This window comes from Herbidospora sp. RD11066, assembly GCF_054661255.1.
The window spans coordinates 1-229 of sequence record NZ_BAAGDO010000428.1; the positions used below are offsets into that span (position 1 = coordinate 1).

Annotated in this window: 1 protein-coding gene; it reads left to right on the top strand. The window is 54.1% G+C overall.

The genetic code is table 11. The annotated features are described in order from the left end of the window. Positions 1–30 precede the first annotated feature (30 nt). The coding region (locus tag ACYQ78_RS40235; protein ID WP_459806260.1) for a hypothetical protein at positions 31–229 on the top strand (199 nt) is incomplete at its 3' end.

Consider the following 229-nt stretch of genomic DNA (forward strand, 5'->3'; position numbering starts at 1 on the left):
CGACGAGGCAAAACATCCGGGACCACGACCGTGAACGAGATTGCAAATGAGGACATGAAGCGGAGAACATTAGGGATGGGGCAAAGTGGCGGCAAAAGGTATGGACAAGAAAAAAGGCGCGGCGGATGGATGTCGGGAGATTGGCTGAACAAATTAACGCCAGCGCAACCCGGGGTAGGGTGCGGTAAAAAGAACGTCAGCATTGCACCAGACGACGAGCGCATGACAT